This window comes from Streptomyces sp. NBC_01381 (genome assembly GCF_026340305.1).
Taxonomy (GTDB): domain Bacteria; phylum Actinomycetota; class Actinomycetes; order Streptomycetales; family Streptomycetaceae; genus Streptomyces.
The window spans coordinates 1,416,507-1,435,820 of sequence record NZ_JAPEPI010000001.1 but is presented as its reverse complement, the minus strand read 5'-3'; the positions used below and the strand labels follow the sequence as shown (position 1 = coordinate 1,435,820).

Below are 19,314 nucleotides of genomic sequence, written 5' to 3'. Positions count from 1 at the left end.
AGCGCGGCGCTGGTGATCGATTGCGCGCGATTGCATCTAACGGCCCGTCAGTTGCGTGGGTTGCTCACGCGAGATCCAACGAGGCCCGCGCACGGCCGATCAGGCGTCGCGCCATCGTCCCTCGCTCGGCCGATTCGGCGAGCCAATCCCAGGCCCGCTCGTACAGCCGGATGTCGTCGTCGGCGGTGAGCCACAGTTCCTCGGTGATCGTCTCGACGATCACCTGCCGACGGTCATAGATCCAGAACGCATGCGGCGCCGTGCGCCGCAGCTGGGTCCCGAACGGCAGGATCCCGAGGTCCACGCGGGGCATACCCACCACGCCGTACAGGCGGTCGAGTTGCTCAGCCATCACCGGCTTGGGGCACGAGCGGTGATACAACGCGGCCTCACATAGGAGGAACCGGAACTCCTTGCCGGGCTCGTACAGGGCCTCTTGCCGCCGCATCCGGTTCGCCACGGCCTGCTCCGTCGTGGCCGGGATCTCGCGGAACCTGGCGTTCGCATCAAAGATGGCGCGTGCGTACTCGCGTGTCTGGAACAGGCCTGGAATCCGTGAAACCTCGAGGGCTCGGATCAAGGTCGTCGCATCGGTTTCGCGGATCGCGAGCTTCTGGCGCTCGGAGTGCCCGCCGGCGAGTTGTCGACGCCACGTCCGGTGCTTCAACTCCACGCCCGCTCGAAGCCCTTGCAGCTCGGGCTCGACGTCCGGGCGGCCTACGGCATCGGCCCACGCCGCGATGTCGGGGGCACTTGCCGTCTGCTTGCCGTTCTGCAGACGGCTCACCTTGGAAGGCTGCCAGCCGAGCTTGGCGGCGAGGTCTTTGCCTTCCATACCCGCCTCGGCGCGCAGCTCGCTGAGCCGTGCGCCGAGGATCTGCCGGGCCTGCTGGAAGTCACTCACACACTGGAACGTACCTGCCTCTGAAACTCGCTGGTAGGCACGGCGTGGTGCCATGCGGTGTCGCGGGCCTGGCATGCGGCGAGGACGTCGGCGGGGTCCTCGGTGACGTACACGCCGAGGGTAGTGTCTTGCTCGTCGAACGCGAAGCGGACGAGGGTCTTGGAGTCGAAGAGCCAGAAATCAAAGTCGGGCAACCGGAGTTGCTCGGCCTCAGCGCGGGTGAGGTGGCGGATGTCCTCGCCTGCGGCGACGTTACCCAGGCCGCTCGCCATGAGGAACTCCTGCCCCTGTGTGGCTGGTTCGTCGACGAGGCGGACGCGCTCGAACCGCTTCCCTTGCGCGACCTGCGCACGGACGTTCTCGCGCCACGCGTTGTGCGGCTCGTTGGCGACGTCCTCGCCCGCGAGCCACCGTTCCCATTTCGGACTGATGCGGTCCGAGGCATAGCCGCGGCGGGTCTCCAGTCTCCACGCGGTGTGCCGGAACTCGCGGAAGAGGTGGGACACCTCGGCGAACGGCACCAGCTCGGGGGCGGCCTCGCGGGGTGCGTACTGGGTGAGGAGTGAGCGGGGCACGCGGACGAATGTTTCGGACGGCTTCACGTCGCGGAGCTGCGCGAGGTGCTCGGGGTCGGCCTCACGCTCGCCCTGAACGAGGATCTCGTCAGTCTCCGGAATCTCGTACAGGGTCGGGCAGTCGCCATCGTCGCTGGTGGTACCGATGAACCTCAGCGTCATGTGGACCTCCATCAGCGGATGTTGGGTGACCAGCATGCGCCCATTGCGTACAGCCGCGCTGAAGGATTGTGCTCGATTGCAGATGTACTCCCTTGATGCCTGATTGCGCGCAATTGAGCATGAGGAAAGGCCCCCTCCCGCCCGAAGGCGAGAGGGGACTCTGTCACAAGTACTGACGGCGGGTGGGATCGAGGGCTGCCTGCGGGCCGTTCCCGTTGTCCTGGTCGTCGGGTTGGGGTGCTCCGTCTCGGCGGCAGACGAGGGCGTCCGGATCAGCTGCCGGGGCCTGGAGGCTGTAGCCAGGCGGGCACGTCTGTCCATCCTTCCCGTCGGACCCAGCCGGACCGGGCTCGCCTTGCGGGCCCGCGGGCCCCGGCTCGCCCTGCGGACCCGGTGGTCCGGCCGTGCCATCGGCACCGGGGGCGCCCGCCTCGCCATCGGCGCCCGGCTGGCCGACACCCTCGGCGCCATCGTCACCGGGAATCCCGTCCTCGCCGTCCTCGCCAGGCTTGCCGGAAGCGCCGGCGCGGCCGGGCTCGCCCTGCGGGCCGCGAGGGCCGATAACGGAGCGGCCGGGATCGCCGCGGCTTCCCGGCGGGCCTGCGATGGGCTTCTCGCCCAGTCCCTGCACTTGGCGCGCGAGGGCGTCGCGAGCCGTGTTGGCGTTGCGTAGGCCGTGGGACAGCTGCGAGGTCTGCCACCAGATGTAGGCCAGGAGCAGGGCGAGCAGGGCGCCGAGGAGTAGCGCGATCGGGTCGCGGCGCACGGCCTTGTGGGCGCTCATCGTCACGTCCCCTGGTTGGCGTTGTACAGCTGGATGGCCAGGAGCAGCACCGGCACGACGAGGGAGAAGAAGATGAGCCTTCGGTCGGCGAGCCGCTGCCGTTCCTTCTCGGCTGCCTGCTCCTCGAGCTTGGCGACGCGGGCGACGAGGGTGGTGTGCCGCTCGTCCTGCGCCTCTTGCCCGAGCCGCAGGATCTCGCCGTCCACCTTCTGGCCGACGAGCGCGACGACTCCGTGGATGTCCTCCTTGAGATCCTGGCGTACGTCCTCCAGGCGGCGGACGACCTCCCCGGTCGTCGGCTCATCAGCCACGCGCGGGCCCTCCTGTCAGGTCAGATCGAGGACGGGCCGCGCGGGCTGTGTTTGGTGGCCCAGCCCGACACGAACGTCACAGCGGCGGGGACCAGGGCGAGGACGAATGGAGCGAGGCCCGACGGCATCCAGCTGACCAACTCGCTGTTGTCCTGCACGGCTTCAAGGGCTGCGAGCAGGCCAGTGCTACCGAGGTACGTACCTGCGGTCGCCGAGGTGACCTTCTTCTCTACAGACGCAGTCATGGGAGTCCTCACTTCTTGGGGAGCTTGAGCTTCTGGCCGACGCGGATGTCGTCGGCGTCCTCGAGGTGGTTGAGCTCGGCGATCTCGTGCCACCGCTTGGCGTCGCCGAGCTTGACCTTGGCGATCGCAGAGAGGGTGTCGCCCTTGCGGACCGTGTACGTCGCGGTGCCGCCCGGCGACCAGCTCGCGGGGTGCTTGAGCCGCTCGTCCACACGCTTGTGGATGTCGGCCCACTCCAGGCCGGGCCCGCGGGGGTCGACCTTGCCGGGCTGCCAGTCGAGATGCCGGATCACGGACGCGGCCGTCCAGCCATGACGGCGGCAGACCGCTGCCGAGGCCCGCACTATCGCCTCGACCTGCACCTTCGGCCACGGGTCCTTGCCGTCGCCGAGGTTCTCGCACTCGTACCCGTAGAAGTGCCGGTTGCCGTCGGTGTTCGCCTCGTTGTCGGCAGGCAGCGCGTGCTCGTCGATGACCGCGCGGAGCACGTCGTCGTCGCCGAGGCCGGCATGGTTGGCGCGGCCGTAGCCGACGAGGTGGACGCGGCCGTCCTTGGTGATGACGCCGTGGCACCCTGAAGGGATGGAGAAGATCGCCGCCACCGTCCGCGCCAGCCTTGAGGAACGAGGTTGGCGGGTGCGGGTGTTGGAGACGGATCCCCTCTCCGCACGGCTCATCGTCACCGACCCGAACAGCGGCGAAGAGTGTGAGGTCGACGTCCTCAAGGAAGCCCTCTGGCGGCCCCCGGTGCAGACCGAGTACGGCCTGGTCCTCTCCCTCGAAGACGTGGTCGGCACCAAAGTACGAGCGCTGACCGACCGCGGCCTGGCCCGCGACCTCATCGACGTCCGCGCCGCGGCAGACCGCTGGAGCCACCCCGAACTCGAAGAACTCGGCCGACGCCACGTCCGCGACACCTTCGACATCACCGACCTCCAGGCCCGCCTCGCCGGCGCGGACTGGATCGACGACACCGAGTTCGCCGCCTACGGCCTCGACGAGCAGGCGATCGCCGGACTGCGCCGATGGGCCCAGGAGTGGGCCGACGACATCGCCGAGCGGCTCCTGGAACTGGAAGTCCCGCATGACGAATGACTCGCGCCCGGCGGCCCTCAGAGGTCAACTCACCTGAGGCTGAGCGGGCTTCGTGTCCGCGGCTCGCCGCTCCTCCAGAACCAGCACCCCCGCCACCACCCCCGCCAACACCACAAGCGCCACCAGCGCCGGTATCGCCGCGACCACCACCCCCGCGCAGAGGCACAGCGCGCCCCCGGCGATCAGCGGCACCGAGCGTTGGCCGGCAGTGCGCAACAAGATTGCTGCCGCTGCGGCCAGGAACACTCCCACACCGCCCGGAAGCGCCCAGGCCACCACCCCGTGCAGCGGCTCGGACAGGTCGTAGTGGGCGGTGTCGGCGATCTGTTTGAGGACCTTCTTCATTCCCAGTGCGGTGAGCACGATCCCGCCCACGAGCGGCAGATGCAGGAAGGTGTAGACGTCGCGTGCAAAGCGGATCCGGTCGTCGCCGCCGAGTCCCGCGAGCCGGTGCTCGGCCGCCGCGCTCACCTGCCCGAAGTACACCCGCCACAGCCCTGCCACCACGAGCAGGCCCACCGCGGCCGCTCCCAATACCGGCCAGGTGAGAACGAATCCGGATACGCCCACTCCGATGGCGACGATCGACTCGCCCAGCGCGATGATGACGATCAGTCCGTGCCGTTCGGAGAAGTGGCCCGGTGAGGCCACGCGCCAGCCGGAGCCTCCGCCGACGAGGTAGATACCGAAGTAGTCGACCGCCACTGCGCCGAACCAGAGCAGAATCTGTGTGAGGCCGCTGAAGGCGCTGCCGGCCAGGAGCAGGGCGAACGGCGGCGCCACGGAGAGCAGCGCCGTTCGCCGCAAGGTGGTCCGGAGCGCCAAGTCATCCGGGGCAGACATCCAGTACGTGACGAGATGCAGCACCCGCACAGCCCCGTAACAGAGTACGAAGACGAGCGGCACCGGCAGCCCGCCGGGCGCGTCCTCATACACGTCGGGCACGGTCAGCGAGACCACCATGACCACAGCCATGACCGCGACGAGCACTCCGAACACCGCCCCGGAGTCGGCCCGCACCACATTCCCCAGCCAGGCGAAACAGCACCAGCACCACCAGAGCAGCGCGAGCACGACGCCCCCGCCGAGCAGCCGCAGCGCGGTCGGGTCGGCCGCCATGAGCGCGGTGACCTGTGTGATGGCGTACACGAAGACCAGGTCGAAGAACAGCTCGGCGGGCGTGACGCGATGGTCGCCCTCCGTCGGAACGATCCGCGAACGCTCGCCGCGTGTGGCCACGATTCCCCCTCCCGACCGGACCCACCGCCCGGTCGAACCCCGGCGGAACAATACCCAGTGCCGCGTGGCCAGGGGGTGCGGTGTGAAACATGGAACATGTGTGAATTCGTAGTGTCAGGGCCTTAGTTGATGCAGAGGGCGTAGTTCTCCCAGCGGTCGTATGCGGGCTTCAGACGAATACCAGGGCGGCCAGGCCGAGGTAGATGCCACCGGTCAGGTGGGACAGACCACGGTCGCGGCGCGGGGTTCCGCGGAGTCGGCGGGCGAGGGTGGCGCCGACGAGTGCGTAGCAGAGGTCGAGGGCAAAGGCGACGGTCAGGAAGACCGCGCCGAGCAGGAGCATGCCGGTCCGGGTTTCCGCCGGGGTCAGGCCGGTGGACAGGAACTGCGGCAGGAAAGCCAGGAAGAAGAGGACGACCTTGGGGTTGAGCAGGTTGATGAGGACGCCGTCGATATAGAGCCGGAGCAATCGGCGGCGGCGAGCGGAACGGCCGGTGGCTTCGGCGGAGTCGGCGGCTTCCGCGGAGTCGTCGGCGTCGGCGTCGGCGTCGGCGTCGGCAGCAGCGGGTGGACGGCGGCGCAGCGCGCGTATGCCCAGGTAGGCCAGATAGCCGGCGCCCGCGTAGCGCAGGACGGCGAAGACGAGCGGGTGGCCCGTGATGAGCGTCGCCAGTCCGCAGACGGCGGCGATGACGTGGAGGAGCGTGCCGGTCTCCACGCCGAGGGCCGAGACGATGCCGGCCCGCCGTCCGTCGCGCACGCTGCGGGTGACGATGTAGATCAGGTTGGGTCCGGGCACGGCCACCAGGATCAGGGAGGCGAGGACGAAGGCGCCGAGTGAGGTCATCCGCGTTCCAGTGCCGTGTGCAGCAGACCGAGGGGCGGGGCACCGAGGTCGAACAGGGCGCTGTGGAAGCGGCGGAGCGAGAAGTCGCCGCCCCAGCGTGCCCTGGCCTGCTCACGCAGGTCGAGAACGGCGAACTTGCCCCAGGTGTAACGGCCGTAACTGGGGTCGAACAGCCCGCGCTCGGCCTCGTGCAGGGCCGCGGGTCCGGCCAGCGAGACATCCTCGGTGAACCGTGCCGCCGCGTCCGACAGGGTCATGGCTCCGGTGTGGAGTCCGATGGCACAGGCGAAGCGGGTGACTCTGCGCAGCCCGTCCTGGGCGACCGCGACGGCGACGCGCGGGTCGCCGTCGCGGAAGCCCTGCTCCAGGGCCAACTCCTCGCAGTAATGGGCCCAACCCTCGATGAAGGCATCGGAGTGGAGCGTGCGGCGGACGTCGGTCGCCGCCCGGCGCAGCGCCCTGAAGTGGCTGGCGTGCCCGGGTGCCACCTCGTGGATCGCCATGTTCGGCATCAGGGTCCGGTTGAAGCCGGTCGACAACCACTGCTCGCTCTCGGTCCTCGTCCAGGCGGCGCCCGGGAGGGTGACGCGGAAGGTCGCGGCCGCGTCGGCCTCGTGGGGCGCGGACGCGAAGAGGCCGGCCAGCGCCCGGCGCTGGGAGTCGGGCATCGGCCGGACCACCACCTCGACATCGTGGTGGGGCACCAGATCGTGCCGGGCGGTCCAGGCGACCGTCTCGTCGACGAGTGCCGCGAACTCCGCCAGCAGGCCGTCGGCATCGGGGTGGTCGGCCTGGAGCGCCCGTACCGTGTCGGCGGGCGTGGCCGCGGGGGCGAGGCGGCGGAGCGACTCGTCGAGCAGGGCACGCAGTCGGTCCCGTTCCGCATCCACGCGGGCGGACAGGGCGGTGAGGTCGATCGTGCAGGCTTCGGCCGCGCCGAGGAGCCGGGCGAGAGCGGGGCCGCCGAGCGCCGCTGACGGCGCGCCTTCGGCGGCGGCCCGCTCCAGGTGGGCGGTGAACCGCGCGTGCGCCCGCCCTGCGGCGGCGTGGACGGGGCCGCCCCGGGGGTCGAGAAGGGCGGCCAGACCACGGGCGGACGGCAGCGTGGCGTCGGCCAGCGCCGCGGGCACGCGGTCCAGTGCCTCGATCGCCGCGTCCACGGCGTCGGGCCACTGTCGCAGATGGGCCGACCGGGCGGCGTCCCGCTCGGCCTTGGGCGCGTAGGGGCGGTCGTAGCCGGTCAGATCCAGGTTCTCGATGTGCCACAGGGGGTTGCTCCGGTGCAGTTCGAGCTCGCCGAACCGGACCCGGAGGGCTTCCTCCGCGGCCGCCGCGTGCGCCTCGTCGTGCGGGTCCGGATAAGACTTCGTACCGGCGGGGCCGCCGAGTGCGGCGAGGCCGCGTCGTACGGCGTCCGGAGACAGGTCCTGGACGGTTCCGTCGTACTCGTGCCGTCCGGCGCCGTCCCGCGCCGCGAGAACGGAAAGGTCGCAGACGGCTGCCAGCCGCGGGTCGAGGGGCGAGAGGGGTGGCAGGGGCGAGAGGGGTGAAGCGGGTGAGGTGGAGGTCATGCCGTTAGCCTCTCGTCGCGGCGGCACGTGCTCCCGTGCCAATGGAGGGGAAAGTGGACCGGAATCGTCAGACGCCCCAGCTGGACGAGCTGATCGACCTGCTGGGCGACTGGAGTTCGGGCGAGGGGCCGCTGTACCGGCGGCTCACCGACGCGGTCGGCCGGGCCGTACGGTCCGGGGACCTGCGCACCGGGGACCGTCTACCGTCCGAACGGCGGCTCGCCGACGCCCTCTCGGTCAGCCGGGCGACGGTTGTCGCCGCGTACGACGCACTGCGTGGCTCGGGCCTGGCCGAGACACGTCGGGGCAGCGGCACTCAGGTATCGGGAGGCGCCGCGGCACACCGGGTTCCGGTGGACGGGCGGGTACGCGGCGGTCAGGCCACCGCGGTGGTCCAGCGGCTGATCACACAGCCGCCGGACCTCATCTCGCTGGGGCAGGCGGCCGAGGCCGGCGGTCCGGACCTGGCTCAAGCCCTGCTTCAGCTGGTCCGCGATGACCTGCCCGGGATGGTCGGTGAGTCGGGCTACCACCCGGCCGGACTCCCCGTGCTGCGAGCGGCGATCGCCGCCCACCACACCGCTCACGGCCTGCCGACCGTCCCCGACCAGGTGGTGGTGACCACGGGTGCCACGCAGGCCGTCGCGCTGAGCGCCCAGCTGTACCTCGGGCGCGGGTCCACCGCCCTCGTGGAATCCCCCGGGTGGCCGGGCTGCCTGGACGTCCTCAGGGCGGCAGGATCCCGTCTTGTCGGCGTCCCGCTCGACTCCGACGGGGTACGGATCGACCGGCTCGCCACCGCGCTCGCCGAACACCGGCCCGCGCTGCTCTACGTCATGCCGACATACCACAACCCCACCGGCACCCTGATGTCCGCCGGACGTCGTCGCCGGGTGGCCGAGCTCGCCGCCGAACACGGCGTCACCGTCCTGGAGGACAGCGCCCACGCGGCGGGGCTCGCCCCTGGTCACGCTCCGCCGCCGATCGCCGCGACCCCCGCCGGGGGAACCGTGCTGACGGTGGGTTCGCTGACAAAGGCCGTCTGGGGCGGTCTCCGGATCGGCTGGATCCGCGCACCGCAGGACACGGTGGCGCGCCTGGCCCGGCTCAAAGCACTCAACGACCTCGGCAGCCCGCTCATCGACCAGGCCCTCGCCGCCCGGCTCCTCCCCGCGCTCACGGCCCTCGCGCCCGAACGGGCCCGCATCCTCCGCGAGCGGCTGACCACCATCACCCGGCTGCTCGCCGAGGCGCTTCCGGACTGGCGCTGGCAAGCACCGCGGGGCGGCTCCGTGCTGTGGGTCCGGCTGCCCGCGGGCACGGACGCCCGGCTCTACGCACGGCTGGCGCTGCGCCACGGCGCGGAGGTCATCCCGGGCGCCACGATGGATGCGACCGGCACCCATGACGACTACGTCCGCATCCCCTACTCCTTCGCTCCGGAGACCGCGGCAGCACTGGTCGACCGCCTCTCCGCAGCCTGGACCGCACTGCCCCGGAGCAGTGGCCACCCCTGAGTGCAGTGCGGCTCAGGGCTTTTTCGTGGCGGACCGCTTCGCGCTCTTGCTTCTGTTGGTGCTCGTACTGCTGCGCCCCGGCTTTGCGGGAGGCTTTGCGGGCACCTTCTTGCGTCTCGTGGCCTTCTCCGTGGTTGCGCCCTTCCGCGACGGCGCCTTCCGGGTCGGTGCGGTCGTCCACTTGAACTCGATCTCCAGCTCGATCTCCCCGTCACCGATCTCGACCTCTATCTCGCTGCGAAGGTCGTCGGGGATCCGCAGGCTCAGCGTTCCGGCGCCGAGTTCCAGTTCGGCATCCCCGCCCTCACTCAGCGCGGCCGCGATTGCCGTGAGCTGGGCAGCCGCCTCCAGGCGTGACAGCGAGCGCTTCTGCTCAAACTTGAGGTCCTTCATGCATGTCTCCGATCCGCGATCCGGCTACGAGGCCATCCCTGCTCTTCGATCCGACGGATTCATGGCTCCGACGGATTCATCGCTCCGACGGACCGGGAGCCGTGCACAGCGCCCAGATCACGAAGCCGTTGAGCGCGATCAGGACCATGGCCCAGAACGGCGCGTAAGGAATCCACAGGAAGTTCGCGACCATGGACAGGCCGGCAAGACCCACGCCGACGACCCTGGCCCAGGTCGAGCCCTGGAACAGGGCGGCACCGGCGAGAACGATGACAACGCCCAAGATCAGATGGACCCAGCCCCATCCGGTGAGATCGAACTCGAACACGTAGTTGCGGGTGGTGACGAACACGTCGTCGTTGGCGATGGCGGAGATGCCGGCGAAGAGCATCATCAGGCCACCGAAGATCATCAGTACGCCGGCGAAGACCAGCCAGCCACTGCCGAGACCGGTCCTCTCCGCACTTCGCGCCGCCGCACCCGAGTGGGCCCCACTCACATGACTGGTCATCGCCGGCTCCTTCGTGTCGTACGGCCCCGCACGGCCGCCGAATTTCCGTTCGACCGTTCGGGCTACTTCCAATCTCGTCCTGTCGGGTGCGCTGTGCACCTCGGGGTGCGGGACCGGCAGCTGTTGGTGGGCAATTCACAGGACATCTGCGCAGGTCAGGAAGGTGTCGTCGCGCTCACGGGTATTTGAGCGAGCAGGGCGGCCGGGCTTTCAGCACCAGCGCATGCGCCCCCATGCACGCGCCCCGGATGGGGCCTACGGTTGAGGTGAAGCCGCACGTATCTCGCGGGCTCGACACTCACCAGGAGGGCATGTTCCATGTCCACTGCATCTGACACCCCTGTCCTGGACACCCTCGCCGCCATGACGGTCGACTCGATCGAGCGCTGCGGTCTTGCCCCGGACATGCTCATCCTCACGCGCATCGCGGCGCTCGCCGCCTCGGACGCCCCGCCGATCTCCTACGCGGCCCATATCGACCCCGCCCTCAAGGCCGGCCTGACCGCCGAAAAGCTGCAGGACGTCCTGGTCGCCATCGCTCCCATCGTGGGCACCGCCCGCGTCATGACGGCAGCAGGCAACATCGCCACGGCACTCGGCATCGCCATCGCCGTCGCCGATGCCGAGATCGACGCCCAGGGCTGAGAGCCAGACACCCATCCGGCATCGGTGATCCGCACGGCCGGCAGAAGGGGCTCCGATGACCGAGAACGCGACCACGGCCATGCGCGCGGCAACCCACACCACACCCGCGGAACGCGCGGCCATCGGCAAGGAGGCGCGGAGCCGCTCACCGCGGTCGGGCCACGCCGCGTACAAGCCGTCTCCCGACCGGCCGGACCCGCTGGCGATCCTGGAGGCGCAGTCCGCGGCACGGGTGCCTGAACTCGTACCGATCCGCTACGGCCGGATGATGGAGTCCCCGTTCCGTTTCTACCGGGGCGCCGCCGCGATCATGGCGTCCGACCTGGCCGACAGCCCGACGTCGGGACTCAGGGCCCAGCTGTGCGGGGACGCGCACCTGCTGAACTTCCGTCTGCTCGCCTCGCCGGAACGACAGTTGATGTTCGACATCAACGACTTCGACGAGACACTGCCGGGCCCCTGGGAGTGGGACGTCAAGCGGCTTTCGGCGAGTCTCGTCATCGCGGGCCGGGCGAACGGTTTCGACGACGCCGAGCGCGCCCGCATCGTGAGCGCCACGGTCCGTTCGTACCGCGAGGCGATGATCCGCTTCGCGGGCATGGGCAACCTCGACGTCTGGTACTCGAAGATCGATGCGGACCTCCTCGACTCCCTGGCCGCCGGCCGGGCCCAGGGGACGAAGAGCGGTCGCAAGAGGCTGGCCCGTGCCATGGTGAAGGCCCGCACCCGCGACAGCCTGCAGGCTTTCGACAAGCTCACCGAGACGGTCGACGGCAGGCCCAGGATCGCGGCGGATCCGCCGCTGCTCATCCCGGCCGGCGATCTGCTGCCGGACATCGAACGCGGCGCGCTGGAGCGCCAGTTCCGCGGCCTGATCGAGCGGTACGGCAGGACCCTGCCTTCCGACCGGCGCACGCTCCTGTCGGACTACCGCCTTGCGGACGTCGCCCGCAAGGTGGTCGGCGTCGGCAGCGTCGGCACCCGATGCTGGATCTTCCTGCTGCTCGGCCGGGACGACCAGGACCCGCTCTTCCTCCAGGCCAAGGAGGCCGACACCTCCGTGCTCGCCGAGCATGTCGGCGCGAGCCGGTACGCCAACCAGGGCGAGCGGGTGGTCTCGGGCCAGCGGCTGATGCAGGCCACCAGCGACATCTTCCTCGGCTGGGAACGGGTGGACGGGATCGACGGCAAGCAACGCGACTTCTACGTACGCCAGTTGCGCGACTGGAAGGGCATCGCCGTGCCGGAGCGGATGCGGCCGAAGGACATGCAGGCGTTCGGCGAACTGTGCGGGGCGACCCTGGCCCGTGCGCACGCACGGTCCGGCGACCGCATCGCGATCGCCGCGTACCTGGGCGGCGGCGAATCGTTCGACCGGGCACTCGCCACCTTCGCTGAGGCGTACGCCGACCAGAACGAGCGCGACCACCAGGCCCTGGTCGACGCCGTACGGGCGGGCCGGCTCCCCGCTGAGGAGCTGCCGGCGGCCTGACTCCGCCGGCGTCGGTCCGCCAACCGGCTGACCTCCGGAGCGGGTCGCGGATCTCGCGACGGACGCCCTCCGGGGCGGCTGGAACGATGCGCGCATGGCACCCGGAGCAGGCACTGCTGAGAGTTCGGCCACGGCACGCATCGTCCTCCTGGCACTCGCGGCCGGTCAGTTCCTTATGGCGCTCGACAGTTCGGTCATGAACGTCTCGATCGCGACGGTGGCCGAAGACGTTGGCACGACGGTGACGGGTGTGCAGGGCGCCATCACGGCCTACACCCTCGTGATGGCGATGTTCATGATCCCCGGCGGCAAAGTGGGGGCGCTGATCGGCCGCAAACGCGCGTTCATGATCGGCTGCGTCATCTACGGCTGCGGCTCCCTCACCACGGCGCTCGCGCCGAACCTGCCCGTGCTGCTGCTCGGCTGGGCGTTCCTCGAGGGGATCGGGGCGGCGCTCATCCTGCCCGCGATCGTGGCGCTCGTGGCGAGCAACTTCGCCACTGAACGCCGTCCCGCCGCCTACGGTCTCGTCGCGGCCGCAGGGGCCGTGGCCATCGCGGTCGGGCCGCTCATCGGGGGTGTCGCGACGACGTACTTCTCCTGGCGGTGGGTCTTCGCCGGTGAGGTCGTGATGGTCCTCGGCATCCTGGTGCTCGCCGGCCGGATCGCCGACGCGCCGGTCGGCGAACGCCCTCGCATCGATCTCATCGGCGCCGTGCTGTCCGCGCTCGGGCTCGGGATCTTCGTCTACGGCGTACTGCGCTCGGACGAATGGGGCTGGTTCCAGCCGAAGCCCGACGCGCCCTCGTGGCTCGGGGTCTCGCTGGTCATCTGGCTGATGCTGGCCGGCCTGCTCCTGGTCTGGCTCTTCCTCCGCTGGGAGGCCCGCGTGGTGGAGCGGCACAGGGAGCCGCTCGTCGACCCGGGCATGCTGCACAACAAGCAGCTCACCGGCGGACTGACGATGTTCTTCTTCCAGTACCTCGTCCAGATGGGCGTGTTCTTCGTCGTACCGCTCTATCTGTCCGTCGCCCTTGGCCTGTCCGCGCTCAAGACGGGCGCCCGCATCCTGCCGCTCTCCCTGACACTCCTTGCGGCCGCCATCCTGATCCCCCGCTTCCTCCCGGACGTCTCACCGCGGCGGGTGGTGCGGCTCGGGACCCTCGCGCTGCTCGCGGGTGCGGTGGCCCTGATGGCCGCGCTCGACGCGGAGGCCGGCGCGGAAATCGTCACCATCCCCCTCCTGCTGATCGGGCTCGGCATGGGCGCGCTGGCGTCCCAGCTCGGGTCGGTCACCGTGTCAGCGGTGCCGGAGGCCCGGAGCGCGGAGGTCGGCGGCGTCCAGAACGCCGTCACCAACCTCGGTGCCTCGATCGGTACGGCACTCGCCGGGTCGATCATGATCGCCGCACTCGCCACGTCCTTCCTGACCAGCGTGGAACAGAATCCGGCGATCCCGGCCGAGGTCAAGAGCCAGGCGAACGTCGAACTCCAAAGCGGCGCACCGTTCTTGTCGGACGCCCAGCTCAAGTCCGCCCTCGACGAAGCGGGCACGAGCACGGAGCTGACGCAGGCGGCACTCGACGCGAACGCCGACGCCAGGATCGACGGCCTGCGCGCCGCACTCGCCATCCTCGCCTTCGCCGCTCTCCTCGCGATGTTCTTCACGTCACGGATCCCGAAGACCCAGCCCCGTTCGACGGAGCCGTAGCCGGTCACCAGCGGCCACGGACTCGCCGGTGACGTGAGATGCGCCATGCCGCGTCCGGCTCCAACGATGTCCGGTAGCAGCACATGACAGTGCCGCAGACGCCCCGGGGAACCTGTCGGCGCGGGACAGCACGCCGGGGAGCATGCGGCAAGGACCCTTCTCCCTACGAATTCACGTAGTAGCGATCTCTCATTGCCTGCGTACCCGGACTTTCTCATTATGGCGAGGCCATCGGGCTGTCCGGGGGCTCAAGGCAAGGATGAGAATGAAACGAAAGCTCGCGACGACACTGGCCATGGCGGCAGTTATCCTCGCATCCATGGCCATGCCGTCCGAGGGTGCCGTTACCCCGTCCCGCCTGGGCGTCTACGTCGGTCCCGGCAAAACTGCCGACGTGAACAATTCTCAGGAGTGGCTCGGCCGGTCGCAGGTGGATGCGACCGACTATCTGGACCCGTCCGAGAACACCAAGTGGAATCAGTACGCGACCAAGTACTGGGGCGACTGGAAGAAGTCCGGGGCCGACCGGGGTTTCGTGCTCGGGCTTCATATGCTGCCCAAGGGCGGGACCTTCGCGGAGGGGCTTGCCGGTAAGTACGACAGCCAGTTCCGGACCCTCGCCGACCTGATGATCAAGGACGGCCTCGGCGACTCCGTCATCCGCATCGGATACGAGGGCAACAACAAGAACATCGGGCCGTGGCAGGGGACTGACGACCCGGCGGCCTACCGGGAGATGTTCCGGAGGATCGTCACCCTCATGCGTGAGCGCACCGGGGAATCCTTCCAGTTCGACTACAACATGGCTGTCGGCACCTCGGGCAAGGTCACGTCGTTCGAGACGCTGTACCCCGGCGACGCCTACGTCGACGTGGTCGGCCTGAACATCTACGACGTGTGGTGGGAGCACCCGGACGCAACGCCGGCCCAGCGGTGGAACCACACCCTCACCACCGCCATGGGCGTGAATGAGTTCAAGGAATTCGCCGCCGCGCACAACAAGCCGAAGTCATATCCGGAATGGGGCCTGTATGGGAGGGGCGACTCCTATATGGGGGGCGGCGACTCTCCGTACTTCATCGACCGGATGGCCGAGCTCGTCAAGGACTCGAAGTATCAGGCGTATTTCGACCACGACTGGGGCGGCGGAACGCTGGACGACTTCCCCAACGGCAAGGCGCAGTACAGGCTCCGCTTCGGCGGCTGAGCTGACTCAGGGCGTTAGCAGCACGCACCGTCTTCCTTCACATCCGGCGCACCCGCGGGCAGCGGCACGTCATCCCCGGTTGCGGATGCGGACGCCGTGGCGGGTGCGCATGCGGTGGAGTTCCCACAGCGCCACCGCGGTCACGGACACCGGGCCGCCGAGCACCGCGCACCACTGTGCGGCCGGCGGCCCGTGCGGCATTCCGCCTTCGAGGGCGACGCTGCAGAGCATCAGCTCCCAGACGAGTACGACGGTGAGCGCGGCCGGCAGAGCGGCGTGCACGTGGGACGTGTTGAAGGCATAACGGGCGGCGTAGGCGGAGGAGAAGCCGAGGAACGGCAGCAGCCAGACGAGGCCGATGAGCAGCGCGAGCGCGATGAGGCCGTTCACGAGCGTGCCGTAGTTCTGCTTCAGGATGACGGCGCTGCCCGCCAGTACGAGTCCGACGCCCACGAAGATGCCGATGTACCAGCCCACGGCCTTGAGCGGCGCGCGCAGCCGGGAGCGGAGCAACCGCCGCTGATCGGGAGGCGCGTAGCGGATGAAGCCGAGGACGACCAGCGGCCCGGTGAAGATGAGCAGCAGCGGGGCCAGGATCAGCTTCACCGCACCGTCGTTGGCGACGCCGCTCCAGCCGTCGTCCGCGCCGTAGGTGTAGACGAGCAGGAGGCTGGCGGCCAGACCCGCGACCGCCCGCCACAGTTGCACGTGCCTCACCACCCGGTCCGGGATGTGGCCGAGGCCCGGCTGGTTGAAGATCGCCTCGGCGCGGCGGCGGGAGGAACGGATCACCGGGATGAGCGGCGATACGAAGAAGAGCGCACAGCCGTAACGCCCCCGCCGGACGGGCTGCGGCCGATAGGGCTGCGGCGGATAGGGCTGTGGCGGGTAAGGCTGCGGGTGCGGGCCCGACGGTGGCGGGCCGTACGGATCTGGGGCGCCGCCACCCTGCGGCGGAACGCCCGCCGGTCCCCAGCCCTGGTATCCCCCGTGTGCCACCGTTCCCCCTAGCCTCCTGCAGCGCTTCTGAGCGCGCGCAGTTTACTGGCCAAAAGCGAACTGGCGTCAACGGCGGGAAGGCACCCCAGTGTTCCAGTCCCCCCGGGCGCCACTGTGCCACGTGACCGGTGTCCGTCCGCATGGCCTGCACGTCCCGCCCCTGAAGCCACTGGGATGCCGTGGACCACTGTCCTCGCGCCGGGCGGTCAGGGCATTAGCAGGGCGTGCGGGCTTTCTTCGCATTCAGCGCACCCGCCGCCCTGACCTCGCTCGGCGGGACGCCGTACGCATTGCGGAACGTACGGCTGAAGTCCGCGGGGTGGCGGAACCCCCACCGGGCCGCGATCTCGCCGATGGGCAGACGGTGCAGGGCGGGGTCGGTCAGGTCGGCCCGGCAGCGTTCCAGGCGGCGGCGCCGGATCGTGGCGCCGACGGACTCCGGTTCGCCACGGAAGAGTTGATGGAGTGTGCGTACGGAGATGTGGTGATGGGCGGCGACGGCCGCGGGGCGCAGCTCCGGCTCGGCCAGGTTGTGGTCGATGAAGGCGTTGATGCGGGCGAGGAGTGCCGCCTGGCGCGTCTCCGCGGGCAGCCCGTCCGCGTCGCCGAGGTGCGCGGCCAGCAGCGACGCGGCCAGGTCGACCCCGACCGCACCGATCCGGGCCAACTCCGCGGGCCCGCAGTCGCGGACGGCGTCCGCAAGGCCCTTCAGGTACGGGACGAGCAGCGCCCCGGATCCGGACCGGGTGGACAGCGGCTCGGCCAGCAGCCTGTCGGCCCGCCCGTTCGCCAGCGGAAGAATGGTCCGTGGCAGCCGGAACTGCGAGCTCTGGCAGGAGCGGCCCTTGTCGAGGAACTCCACGGCCAGCGGGTGCGACGTGGAGAACAGGGCCATCTCGCCCGCCTCCAGGCAGGCGATGCCGCGCCCCTGCTCAAGACGGATCGAGGTGCCGTCCCCGACCAGGACCAGGAAGTAGTCCTCGGGGTCCTGGCGGCGGATCTGGACAGAGGAGCGCCAGGCCGACATCGGCGAGTAGGTGAAGGTCCCCAGCGAGCTGTGCGGCAGCTGCACGTTCTCCGCCCGTCCCGTGAAGCCGGACGCGTACGGGCTGCGGGACGACACAGGCATGACCGCCTCGCCCACCAGCTCGTTCCACCAGCCGAACCGCTCCCGCACCGGAATCGACTCGGTGTCCACCGTCACCACCGGCCCTGCCGGCCTGCTGCTCCGCTCCGCCGTGCTCTCCAGATTGGGCATACAACAATGATGCCGGGCCGAGGAGTTGACGGAGAGAAGAAGCAGGCGGTTCGCCCAGAACACGACCATCTTCCAACCACCCCCGGGCGTACCGGAGTTGACGTCACACACGGCTCGCCCCTTGCGCTCTTCCCCAACCTCCCGCCGCCTGCCATCGTTCCGACATGTATCCGTACGGGCCGCCTCCCGGACCCCCGCCGCGCATCGACGCACGGCAACTGCGGCCCCGGCGGCGGTGGTTCGTCGTCGCGGGAGTCATCGCGGCCGTCGGTGTGGCCATCGGCATTGCGAGCTTCGTGATCACGTTGACCTCTGCCGTGGAATCCGTCGACGACGGCAGGGCTTTCGCGAGCGGGCGGTCCGTCACGGTGCGGATCGCGCCCGACGACGACGCCGCCATCTACGTACGCAGCCCCTTCGTCGCCCGCGCGCACTGCAAAGTCACGGGTCCGCCCGACTCGCTGCCGCGCGTGACGACACCCGGCGGGACGTTCAACGTGACCAAGGGGGACGCCAGATGGGAGCGGGCGTTCGTGCTCAAGACGGATACGGACGCGGACTACCGGGTGATGTGCGACGACCCGCGCGGCGTCCTGACCTTCGCCCCCGGCGACAGCACCGACGTCTCGTCCTTCGTCGGCGGCATAGCGGTGACCGTCCTGGTGCCGCTCGGCGGGATCCTCGCGGCCGCCGCACTGGCGATCATCGTCGGCGTACGGCGCGGCAGGCACCGCCGGTGGCTTGAGGCGCAGGCCTACTACGGCTACGGACCCGGCGGCGGCCCTCCCCGTTGACCTTGCCCCTGGGGCAGAGCGCATCGTCCTGCGCACCGGGTCAACGGGCCCGGTGACGGAGGATGCCCCTATGGACCCGGACCCGCTGCTCACCATCGGTGAATTCGCCGCCCGCGCGCGGCTCTCGCCCAAGGCGCTGCGCCTGTACGACCGCCTGGGGTTGCTGACCCCCGCCTACGTGGACGGGGCCACCGGCTACCGCTACTACCGCACGGCCCAGGTGGAGGACGCCCGCACGGTCGTCCTGCTGCGCCGGCTCGGCATGCCGCTCGCGGACATCGCCGGGATCGTCGGCCTGGACGGCGAGCAGGCGGCCCGGGCGGTCGCCGCGTACTGGGCGGGCGTCGAGGAGCGCCATGCCGAGCAGCGCACGCTGGCGGGGTACCTCCGTGGACGCCTTTCAGGAAGAGGATCCGCGATGGATGAGATGAATGAGAAGAACTTCCCGGTCAGGACCGTCGACGTACCGGAGCAGTACGTCATCAGCGAGACCCGACATCTGCTCGCCGAGGAACTGCCGGTCTGGATCGACGCCTCGCTGGGCCGTCTCGAAGAGGCGGCCGAGGCCGAGTGCGGCGGCGCCGCGGACGCGCCGCTGGTCATCTACCACTCCGACGTGACCCAGGACAGCGACGGCCCCGCCGAGGCGTGCGTCCCGGTCAGGGACGCGGCGGCCGCACGGGCGTGGGCGCAGACGGCTGGGCGGCAGCGGGGCGCCGAATCGCGCGTGGAGCCCGCCCACCGGCTCGCCTTCACCCGGATCACGAAGGCGCAGGTCTCGTACCCGCAGATCCTCGCCGCGTTCCAGGCGGTCGAGGAGTGGATCGCCCGCGAGGGCCTGAAGATCACGGGCCCGAGCCGCGAGATCTACTTCGCGGAGTGGGAGACGACGGGCCCCGACGACCAGGTGTGCGACGTGGCGTTCCCCGTGAGCCGGTAGCCGGTAGCCGGTAGCCGGTAGCCGGAATCCAGTAACTGGTATCCGGTAGCGGTATGACGGTCGGGTCCGCCTCCCGAGGGAGGCGGACCCGTTCTCCGGGCAGACGCGGGCACC

At 70.0% G+C, this 19,314-nt stretch carries 19 protein-coding genes and 2 pseudogenes; 8 read left to right on the top strand and 13 right to left on the bottom strand.

The window, feature by feature from the left end; translation table 11 throughout:
* Positions 1-64: 64 nt before the first annotated feature.
* The 6 genes and pseudogenes from OG453_RS06920 to OG453_RS06895 all read right to left on the bottom strand — a co-directional run.
* Complete coding sequence (locus OG453_RS06920) at positions 65-904, bottom strand: helix-turn-helix transcriptional regulator (protein ID WP_266865544.1); 840 nt, start codon at positions 902-904, stop codon at positions 65-67.
* The gene (locus tag OG453_RS06915; RefSeq protein WP_266869736.1) at positions 901-1,641 is read right to left on the bottom strand and encodes a DUF6879 family protein; all 741 of its coding nucleotides are present in this window, start codon (positions 1,639-1,641) and stop codon (positions 901-903) included. The genes OG453_RS06920 and OG453_RS06915 overlap by 4 nt, the downstream gene beginning before the upstream one ends.
* A 163-nt stretch (positions 1,642-1,804) precedes the next feature.
* Entirely contained in the window at positions 1,805-2,425 is a 621-nt protein-coding gene (locus OG453_RS06910; protein ID WP_266865542.1) for a collagen-like protein, read from the bottom strand.
* A 2-nt stretch (positions 2,426-2,427) separates the two neighbouring features.
* Positions 2,428-2,736 carry a hypothetical protein gene (locus OG453_RS06905; RefSeq protein ID WP_266865540.1) on the bottom strand — a complete coding sequence of 103 codons (309 nt, stop codon included), beginning with the start codon at positions 2,734-2,736 and terminating at the stop codon, positions 2,428-2,430.
* 20 nt (positions 2,737-2,756) lie between these two features.
* Complete coding sequence (locus OG453_RS06900; RefSeq protein WP_266865538.1) at positions 2,757-2,981, bottom strand: holin; 225 nt, start codon at positions 2,979-2,981, stop codon at positions 2,757-2,759.
* An 8-nt stretch (positions 2,982-2,989) separates the two neighbouring features.
* A pseudogene (locus tag OG453_RS06895) lies at positions 2,990-3,553 on the bottom strand (N-acetylmuramoyl-L-alanine amidase); the annotation flags it as partial.
* On the opposite strand from OG453_RS06895, the pseudogene OG453_RS06890 reads away from it, so the two are divergent.
* Positions 3,552-4,076, top strand: a pseudogene (locus OG453_RS06890) (nucleotidyl transferase AbiEii/AbiGii toxin family protein); the annotation flags it as partial. The pseudogenes OG453_RS06895 and OG453_RS06890 sit on opposite strands and share 2 nt — an antisense overlap.
* Positions 4,077-4,100: 24 nt before the next feature.
* Here OG453_RS06890 and OG453_RS06885 read toward each other — a convergent pair.
* From OG453_RS06885 to OG453_RS06875, 3 genes are all read right to left on the bottom strand, one after another.
* Entirely contained in the window at positions 4,101-5,315 is a 1,215-nt protein-coding gene (locus OG453_RS06885; RefSeq protein ID WP_266865537.1) for a low temperature requirement protein A, read from the bottom strand.
* A gap of 169 nt (positions 5,316-5,484) precedes the next feature.
* On the bottom strand, positions 5,485-6,162 hold the full coding sequence (locus tag OG453_RS06880) for a LysE family translocator (protein WP_266865535.1): 678 nt from the start codon (positions 6,160-6,162) through the stop codon (positions 5,485-5,487).
* Entirely contained in the window at positions 6,159-7,733 is a 1,575-nt protein-coding gene (locus OG453_RS06875; protein WP_266865533.1) for a DUF885 family protein, read from the bottom strand. Before OG453_RS06875 ends, OG453_RS06880 begins: the two co-directional genes overlap by 4 nt.
* A 53-nt stretch (positions 7,734-7,786) precedes the next feature.
* Here OG453_RS06875 and OG453_RS06870 point away from each other — a divergent pair, with 53 nt between their 5' ends.
* Positions 7,787-9,250 (top strand): PLP-dependent aminotransferase family protein, encoded by a 1,464-nt coding sequence (locus OG453_RS06870; RefSeq protein WP_266865531.1) that lies wholly within the window; start codon positions 7,787-7,789, stop codon positions 9,248-9,250.
* 12 nt (positions 9,251-9,262) lie between these two features.
* On the opposite strand, the gene OG453_RS06865 is transcribed toward OG453_RS06870, so the two are convergent.
* Both OG453_RS06865 and OG453_RS06860 read right to left on the bottom strand, forming a co-directional pair.
* Complete coding sequence (locus OG453_RS06865; protein WP_266865529.1) at positions 9,263-9,643, bottom strand: amphi-Trp domain-containing protein; 381 nt, start codon at positions 9,641-9,643, stop codon at positions 9,263-9,265.
* Between the two features lie 76 nt (positions 9,644-9,719).
* Complete coding sequence (locus OG453_RS06860; RefSeq protein WP_266869735.1) at positions 9,720-10,055, bottom strand: hypothetical protein; 336 nt, start codon at positions 10,053-10,055, stop codon at positions 9,720-9,722.
* Positions 10,056-10,472: 417 nt separating this feature from the next.
* Between OG453_RS06860 and OG453_RS06855 the strand changes: the two genes are divergently transcribed.
* The 4 genes from OG453_RS06855 (at position 10,473) to OG453_RS06840 (ending at position 15,209) form a co-directional block, all read left to right on the top strand.
* Positions 10,473-10,799, top strand: a complete 327-nt coding sequence (locus OG453_RS06855; protein ID WP_266865527.1) for a carboxymuconolactone decarboxylase family protein — start codon at positions 10,473-10,475, stop codon at positions 10,797-10,799.
* A gap of 55 nt (positions 10,800-10,854) precedes the next feature.
* The gene (locus OG453_RS06850; protein WP_266865525.1) at positions 10,855-12,291 is read left to right on the top strand and encodes a DUF2252 domain-containing protein; all 1,437 of its coding nucleotides are present in this window, start codon (positions 10,855-10,857) and stop codon (positions 12,289-12,291) included.
* Between the two features lie 94 nt (positions 12,292-12,385).
* The gene (locus OG453_RS06845; RefSeq protein WP_266865523.1) at positions 12,386-14,002 is read left to right on the top strand and encodes an MFS transporter; all 1,617 of its coding nucleotides are present in this window, start codon (positions 12,386-12,388) and stop codon (positions 14,000-14,002) included.
* A 319-nt stretch (positions 14,003-14,321) separates the two neighbouring features.
* Positions 14,322-15,209: a glycosyl hydrolase gene (locus OG453_RS06840; RefSeq protein ID WP_266865521.1), complete on the top strand. Its 888-nt coding sequence runs from the start codon at positions 14,322-14,324 to the stop codon at positions 15,207-15,209.
* 69 nt (positions 15,210-15,278) lie between these two features.
* Here OG453_RS06840 and OG453_RS06835 read toward each other — a convergent pair whose 3' ends face one another.
* Together OG453_RS06835 and OG453_RS06830 are read right to left on the bottom strand one after the other, a co-directional pair.
* Positions 15,279-16,208: a hypothetical protein gene (locus OG453_RS06835; protein ID WP_266865519.1), complete on the bottom strand. Its 930-nt coding sequence runs from the start codon at positions 16,206-16,208 to the stop codon at positions 15,279-15,281.
* A gap of 214 nt (positions 16,209-16,422) precedes the next feature.
* Positions 16,423-17,466 carry a helix-turn-helix domain-containing protein gene (locus tag OG453_RS06830; protein WP_266865505.1) on the bottom strand — a complete coding sequence of 348 codons (1,044 nt, stop codon included), beginning with the start codon at positions 17,464-17,466 and terminating at the stop codon, positions 16,423-16,425.
* 164 nt (positions 17,467-17,630) lie between these two features.
* Between OG453_RS06830 and OG453_RS06825 the strand changes: the two genes are divergently transcribed.
* Both OG453_RS06825 and OG453_RS06820 read left to right on the top strand, forming a co-directional pair.
* Positions 17,631-18,260: a hypothetical protein gene (locus OG453_RS06825; protein ID WP_266865503.1), complete on the top strand. Its 630-nt coding sequence runs from the start codon at positions 17,631-17,633 to the stop codon at positions 18,258-18,260.
* Positions 18,261-18,330: 70 nt separating this feature from the next.
* The gene (locus OG453_RS06820; protein WP_266865502.1) at positions 18,331-19,200 is read left to right on the top strand and encodes a MerR family transcriptional regulator; all 870 of its coding nucleotides are present in this window, start codon (positions 18,331-18,333) and stop codon (positions 19,198-19,200) included.
* The last annotated feature ends 114 nt before the right edge of the window (positions 19,201-19,314 follow it).